The organism is Mesorhizobium sp. P2_F5, assembly GCF_056403715.1.
In genome coordinates this window covers 22,664-29,114 of the sequence record NZ_JBFUEY010000038.1, presented here as the reverse complement: position 1 = coordinate 29,114, position 6,451 = coordinate 22,664, and the positions used below count along the sequence as shown (strand labels likewise).

The window sequence follows — 6,451 nt, the reverse complement described above, 5'->3', positions numbered from 1 at the left end:
ATCCGCAGGCTCGCGCAAAACATCTTGACGGCTCATCCACTCGACAAACCTATCGCCAGCAAAATGCGACGGGCAAACTGGAGCAAAGATTTCTTCTATGAGCTCTTTATTCATATGCGATAGCCCTGCCCTCAAGGGGGGAGATTAGCAGCTCAGGCGCTGCTGCCCACTCCGTGACGTTGGAGATTGGCGAAAGCCAATGTGACATCCAATCTCCCCCCTTGAGGGGGAGATGCCCGGCAGGGCAGAGGGGGGTGTTCAAGCGCAGAGTCCGCGCCAATTCCTGCGCATCACCCCACGCTCGCACCAAGATGGCCTACTGCCCCATCTTGTAATCAAGAAACCACTTCTTGTTCAGCGCCTCGATCGTCCCGTCGGCCTTCAGCGCCGCGATCGCGGCGTTGACCGGTTTCACCAAGTCCGAGCCCTTCGGGAAGATGAAGCCGAAATCCTCGGTGCCGAGCGGGCCGCCGATCAGCTTCAGCTTGCCTTCGGAGGCGTCGACATAGCCCTTGCCGGCGGTGCCATCCGTCAAGACGACATCGACGTCGCCGGACTTGAGAGCCTGCACGGTGGCGCCGAAGGTTTCGAACAATTTGATACGCGGGTTCTGCTCGTTACCGTCGAGCACGCTGTAGACAGCGGTGTAGAACGGCGTCGTACCGGCCTGCGCGCCGATCAGCCCGTCCTTGAAGGCGCCAAAGGTCTTAGCGTCGGTGAAGCGGTTCTCGTCGCCGCGCACCAGCATGAATTGTTCCGAACGCATATAGGGGTCGGAGAAATCGACCTTCTCCTTGCGGTCGTCCTTGATGGTGATGCCGGTCATGCCGATGTTGTACTGGTTGTCGGAAACCGCCTGGATCATCGCATCCCAGGAGGTGTTCTGGTACTCGACCTTGAAGTTCAGCCGCTTGGCGATCTCGTCCATCGCGTCATATTCCCAGCCGATCTGCTTGCCGGTCTTGGCGTCGATGAACTGCAGCGGCGGATAGGCGTTTTCCGTCACCACCACCACCTTCTTGCCGCCGAGATCGGGCAGCGCATCAGCCGCCCATGCAGCGACGGGCGCGAGCAAACAGGCCGCGAGGGCGGCCAGCAGCAGTTTCGATTTGGTCATGATACACTCCAGGATGAGAAGCCCGCTTGCAGCCGGGCTCACATGAAAATCCAGGCGCGACTTTAGCCGTCCGTAGGCGGCTTGCAAGCTGGTCCGGTGCTCAGCGCCCGGTGAAAGCGGATTCCAATGCCTTCAACCGGCGCGGTTTTAGAACGCCTCGCGGTCGGCATTTATTCCGTGATCCCGCGACGGCAAACTAGGCCGCTCCCGGACAGAAGGGAAACCGTCAAACGACGGGTCAGGATGTTGACGTTGCGTCACGCAACTTGGCGACAAACCCGGTCAAGGTCCGGTGCAGCGATTTCAGCTCCTCGACCTCGAGCGGCATGGCGCAGGCAAGGCCTGCGGACACATCCTTGATGCGCGCGCGCAGCGCCTGGCCTTGTGCCGTCGGTTCGACCATTACGCGGCGCTCGTCGGCCGGATCCCGCCGCCGGGTGACCAGACCGCCTGCTTCGAGCCGCTTGAGCAGCGGCGTCAGCGTCGCCGAATCCAGCCCCAGCGCTTCGCCGAGTTCGCCGACAGTGCTCGGCGCATGCTGCCACAGCGCCAGCATCGCCAGATATTGCGGATAGGTGAGGCCGAGCGGGTCGAGCAGCGGCCGGTAGAGTTTTGTCATCAGCCCGCTCGCCGAATAGAGCGCGAAGCAGAGCTGCTGGTCTAGGCGCGGAACGGCAATCGTCCCGGCGGTGTCCGCCGGGACTTCTGTGGCTCTCGTTTGGGTCTTGGTCGTCATGCTGCCTTTGCCGGAAGCGCCACTGTCGAAAGCTCAACCTCGATATTGCCCTTGATCGCATTGGAATACGGGCAAATCTGATGCGCCGCCGATACAAGCGCTTCCGCCGCCGCCTGATCAAGGCCTTTCGTCTCCGCGGCGAGCGCGACGCCGAGTTTGAAACCCTCGCCATTGGGAAGCAGGCTGACGGTGGAGGTCACCGACGCATCGGTCAGCGGCAGCTTCTGCTTGCGCGCAACGAAGCGGATGGCGCTTTCGAAGCAGGCGGCATAGCCGACCGCGAAAAGCTGCTCGGGATTGGTGGCGCCACCCTGCCCGCCGAGTTCCTTCGGCAGAGCGAGGTCGACCTTCAGCAGGCCGTCGCTGGTCTCGCCATGGCCGGCGCGGCCGCCGGTGACGCGAGCCTGTGTGGTGTAGAGTGCCATGTCAGTTCTCCAATTTATTTGTGCACGATTATTTAGTACACAAGATAACATGCAGTCAACAGCCGCTGCCGAATTTCTCGGCCGGCAATCGTTCACAGTCTGGTGAAACGAAAAAGGCGACCGAAGCCGCCTTTTCAAAATCCTTGGTCGAGATCTTACTCGGCCGGAGTCGCTTCCGCGGCGGCCTTGGCTGCTGCCTCAGCTTCGTCGGCGGCCTTCTTTTCGGCGGCTTCCTTGGCGGCCGTCTCGGCTGCCAGCGCCTGGGCGGCGGCGACCTTCTCGGCCTCGATGCGGGCCTTCTCGGCGTTCAGCGCGTCGCGCTCCTCATCGTTCAGCTTGCGGGCGCGCACGCCGGTGTTTTCCGAAATACGGGCCGACTTGCCGCGACGATCGCGCAAATAATAGAGCTTGGCGCGGCGCACCTTGCCGCGGCGAACGATCTCGACGCCTTCGACCATCGGCGAGAAGACCGGGAAAACGCGTTCGACGCCTTCGCCATAGGAGATCTTGCGGACGGTGAAATTTTCCTGGAAGCCGGCGCCGGAGCGGGCGATGACGACGCCCTCATAGGCCTGGACGCGGGTGCGGGTGCCTTCGGTCACGCGGACCTGGACGCGCACGGTGTCGCCGGGCTGAAACTCGGGAAGCTTGCGCTTGGCTTCGATCTTGGCGGCCTGTTCGGCCTCGAGCTGACGGATGATATCCATCTTGAGTATCCACTTCTTGTTCTTCCGACAGTCAGAGCGTCCGACACTCGCCTTGCAGTTCCATTGACCGCTCGGCTATGCCCTTTGTCCCCCGAGACATCTTGTCTTCAGGACATTGGGCAGGGGCGACTACACCGTCATTGTTGACGGGTCTGGGAGATTTTTCTCGCCAGTACGGGCGGGCACATACAGCTATTTCACTCACTTGTCACGCCTTGGCCCTGTCTTTTTTGGTCGGATGCTACCACGCAATCGTCCAGTACGGGGTTGCGCCGGCCCCGCAAGCTTCCTAAGCCGGATGAAGCATTGTTGTCCGGCGCCATTCTCATGACGATTTTCGACATGTCCGTTCTCGACGCGGTCCTGCTGTTTGCGGCAGGCTTTCTGTCCGGCGCATGCAATGCGGTCGCCGGCGGCGGCACCTTCATTACCTTTGGCGCCATGTCGCTGGTCGGCGTGCCACCGATCGTCGCCAACGCCACCTCATCGGTGACGCAGTTCCCGGGCTACATCACCTCGACGCTCGCCTACTGGACCGACATCAAGCATTTCTGGCGCGGCGCGCTGCTGCTCTGCCTGATCTCGGCGGCCGGCGCTTTGGCCGGCGCCTTCATCCTTCTGGCGCTGTCCAACCCATCCTTCCGCGTCATGGTGCCGTGGCTGCTGCTCGCCGCGACAGCACTCTTCGCCGCCGGACCGTGGCTGAAGCCGGCGCCCAAGCCGGGACACGAGGCCGCGGTCGGCTCGCTCGCCGGGTCGCTGGCGCAGTTTCTCACCGCCGTCTATGGCGGCTTCTTCGGCGCCGGCATGGGCGTGATGATGCTGGCGACGCTCGGCCTGACCCAGGCCGGCGACTACCACCGGCTGAATGCGCTGAAGAACATGCTGGCCGTGGTCATCGCGGCGGTGGCGATCGTCGTCTTCGTCTCCGGCGGCGTCGTCGCCTGGCCGCAGGCGATCGTCATGATTCCCGGCGGCGCACTCGGCGGCTATGCCGGTGTATGGATCGCCAAACGCGTGCCGCAAAACGCGGTACGCGGCTTCGTCGTCGCTGTCGGCCTGTTTCTGGCGTTTTATTATTTCACCAAGGGCTGAGCGGCGAGCAAATCCGGCCGCCTCTCCCTGGTCAGCTTCTCGGACTCCGCACGGCGCCAGGCGGCGATCTTCTTGTGGTTGCCGGACACCAGCACGTCGGGGATCGGCCTGCCCTCGAACTCCTGCGGCCGCGTGTAATGCGGATGCTCGAGCAGGCCGTGCTCAAAGCTTTCTTCCTCGCCCGACACCGCATTGCCCATGACGCCGGGCAACAGCCGCACCACGGCGTCGAGCAGCACAAGGGCTGCCGGCTCGCCGCCAGAGAGAATGAAATCGCCGATGGAGACTTCTTCCAGTCCACGCGCTTCGATCAGCCGCTGGTCGACGCCTTCGAAGCGGCCGCAGACGATGACCGCGCCCGGCCCGGCAGCCAGTTCGCGCACACGCGCCTGCGTCAGCGGCTTTCCGCGCGGGCTCATCAGCAGTTTTGGCCGCGGATCGCCTGCCGGCGAGGTATGGTCGATCGCCTTGGCCAGCACATCGGCGCGCATCACCATGCCGGCGCCGCCGCCGGCCGGCGTGTCGTCGACCGTGTGGTGGCGATCCTCGGCGAAGTTGCGGATCTGGACCGCCTCCAGCGACCATGTGCCCGCCTCGAGCGCCCGCCCGGCCAGCGACACGCCGAGCCCGCCCGGAAACATCTCGGGATAGAGCGTCAGCACCGAGGCCTTGAATGTCACCGGTTACCCCCGGCGTCGCGCGGCCCGCGCGGCCGGCCCTTTGCGTCGAAGTTCTCTTCGCGCGGCGCCTCGCCATCCTCGTCCTCGATCAGACCGGCGGCCGCCGGATCGACGCGGACAAAACCCTCGGCAACCGCCACCTGCGGCACGGCGGCCTGGGTGAACGGGATCAGCACGCCTTTGCGCCCGCCAAGCGTGACGTCGAGAATGTCGCCGCCGCCGAAATTATGTACGGCGACGACCTTGCCGATGACGGCGTCCTTATCGTCGCGAACCTCGAGCCCGACGAGGTCGGCATGGTAGAACTCGTCCTCCTCGCCATCGTCCGGTAGCATCGAGCGGTCGACGAACAGTTCCGTGCCAGCCAGCGCCTCGGCGGCATTGCGGTCGCTCACCCCTTTGAAGCGTACCACGACGACTGTGTTGGCGGGCCTTATATCGATGATCTGGAAGGCGCGGCCGTCCTTGGCGTAGAGCGGCCCATAATCAGCCAGCGCCAGCGGCTCGCCGGTGAAGGTCTTCACCCGCAATTCGCCCTTGATGCCGTGGGCGGCGCCGATCACGGCCATCTGGACGGGGTTTTGGGGCTTGCTCATGGCTGATGTCCTTTGCCCTGCTCTAACGCCCTCCCGGCGTCATTTCAATGATCGCCCGTGGCCATTTCAATGACAGGTTCTTCACCGCTTCCTAACCCGGCTGTCTGACAATGGCCGCATGCAGGAATTTCTCATCCCGGCAAAACCCGACCTCCAGGCAGCCCGCGAGAGCTGGCTGAAGATGCTGGCGCGCGAACGCCGGCTGTCTCTGGCGACGGTCGAAGCCTATGAGCGCGACACGCGCCAATTTCTTCATTTCCTGACCGGCCATTGCGGCGGCTCTCCCGGCATCGCCGATATTGCCACCCTGCGCCCGGCCGATCTGCGCGGTTTTCTCGCCGCTCGGCGCAATGCCGGCGCCGGCGCCCGCACACTTGGTCGTGGGTTGGCGGGCATTCGCTCGCTGCTGCGCTTCCTCGAACGGCGCGGCCTCGCCAACGCCGCGGGTGCAGCAGCGCTGCGCGCCCCACGCCAGCCGAAATCGCTGCCCAAGCCGCTGACCGCCAGCGACGCAAAACACGTTGTATCGGTGGAAGGCCAGTTGGCGGAGGAACCCTGGATCGCCGCCCGCAACGCCGCCGTGCTGACACTGCTCTATGGCTCCGGTCTGCGTATCTCCGAGGCGCTTGGCCTCAGCGCCGCCGATCTGGCCTCGGAGGCCGACACCGTGCTGCGCGTCACCGGCAAGGGCGGCAAGACGCGGCTGGTGCCGGTGCTGCCGGTGGCGCTGAGGGCCATCGCCGAGTACCGAAAGCTGTGCCCCTACCATCTCGATCCCAAGGGCCTGCTGTTTCGCGGCGCTCGTGGCGGCCCCCTTAACCCCGCCATCGTCCAGCGCGACATGGCCAAACTGCGCTCGGCGCTGAATCTCCCCGACACCGCCACCCCGCATGCGCTGCGCCACTCCTTCGCCACCCATCTGCTCGGACGCGGCGGTGACCTGCGCACCATTCAGGAACTGCTCGGCCATGCCAGCCTGTCGACGACGCAGGTCTACACCGGCGTCGACACGGCAAGGCTGCTCGAAATCTATGAGTCCGCCCATCCAAGGGCGTGAACCCTTCAAATTTGCGGCGCCGATTAACCGTTTTGCCG

Annotated in this window: 8 protein-coding genes; 2 read left to right on the top strand and 6 right to left on the bottom strand. The window is 64.3% G+C overall.

Annotated features, from left to right (window positions below):
- Nucleotides 1–316 precede the first annotated feature (316 nt).
- The 4 genes from AC1DYO_RS30825 to rplS form a co-directional block, all read right to left on the bottom strand.
- Nucleotides 317–1,117, bottom strand: a complete 801-nt coding sequence (locus AC1DYO_RS30825; RefSeq protein ID WP_477268275.1) for a transporter substrate-binding domain-containing protein — start codon at nt 1,115–1,117, stop codon at nt 317–319.
- Between the two features lie 238 nt (nt 1,118–1,355).
- Nucleotides 1,356–1,853 (bottom strand): MarR family winged helix-turn-helix transcriptional regulator, encoded by a 498-nt coding sequence (locus tag AC1DYO_RS30820; protein WP_477268273.1) that lies wholly within the window; start codon nt 1,851–1,853, stop codon nt 1,356–1,358.
- On the bottom strand, nt 1,850–2,278 hold the full coding sequence (locus tag AC1DYO_RS30815; protein ID WP_477268271.1) for an organic hydroperoxide resistance protein: 429 nt from the start codon (nt 2,276–2,278) through the stop codon (nt 1,850–1,852). Before AC1DYO_RS30815 ends, AC1DYO_RS30820 begins: the two co-directional genes overlap by 4 nt.
- Nucleotides 2,279–2,433: 155 nt before the next feature.
- Complete coding sequence (gene rplS / locus AC1DYO_RS30810; RefSeq protein WP_142867183.1) at nt 2,434–2,985, bottom strand: 50S ribosomal protein L19; 552 nt, start codon at nt 2,983–2,985, stop codon at nt 2,434–2,436.
- 342 nt (nt 2,986–3,327) lie between these two features.
- On the opposite strand from rplS, the gene AC1DYO_RS30805 reads away from it, so the two are divergent.
- Complete coding sequence (locus AC1DYO_RS30805; RefSeq protein WP_477268277.1) at nt 3,328–4,080, top strand: sulfite exporter TauE/SafE family protein; 753 nt, start codon at nt 3,328–3,330, stop codon at nt 4,078–4,080.
- Here the strand turns inward: AC1DYO_RS30805 and trmD are convergent.
- Together trmD and rimM are read right to left on the bottom strand one after the other, a co-directional pair.
- On the bottom strand, nt 4,062–4,760 hold the full coding sequence (trmD, locus tag AC1DYO_RS30800) for a tRNA (guanosine(37)-N1)-methyltransferase TrmD (protein ID WP_477268269.1): 699 nt from the start codon (nt 4,758–4,760) through the stop codon (nt 4,062–4,064). The two genes, AC1DYO_RS30805 and trmD, sit on opposite strands and share 19 nt — an antisense overlap.
- Nucleotides 4,757–5,356, bottom strand: a complete 600-nt coding sequence (rimM, locus tag AC1DYO_RS30795) for a ribosome maturation factor RimM (RefSeq protein ID WP_477268267.1) — start codon at nt 5,354–5,356, stop codon at nt 4,757–4,759. The genes trmD and rimM overlap by 4 nt, the downstream gene beginning before the upstream one ends.
- A gap of 118 nt (nt 5,357–5,474) precedes the next feature.
- Here rimM and AC1DYO_RS30790 point away from each other — a divergent pair, with 118 nt between their 5' ends.
- Nucleotides 5,475–6,413 carry a tyrosine recombinase XerC gene (locus AC1DYO_RS30790; RefSeq protein ID WP_477268265.1) on the top strand — a complete coding sequence of 313 codons (939 nt, stop codon included), beginning with the start codon at nt 5,475–5,477 and terminating at the stop codon, nt 6,411–6,413.
- Nucleotides 6,414–6,451 lie beyond the last annotated feature (38 nt).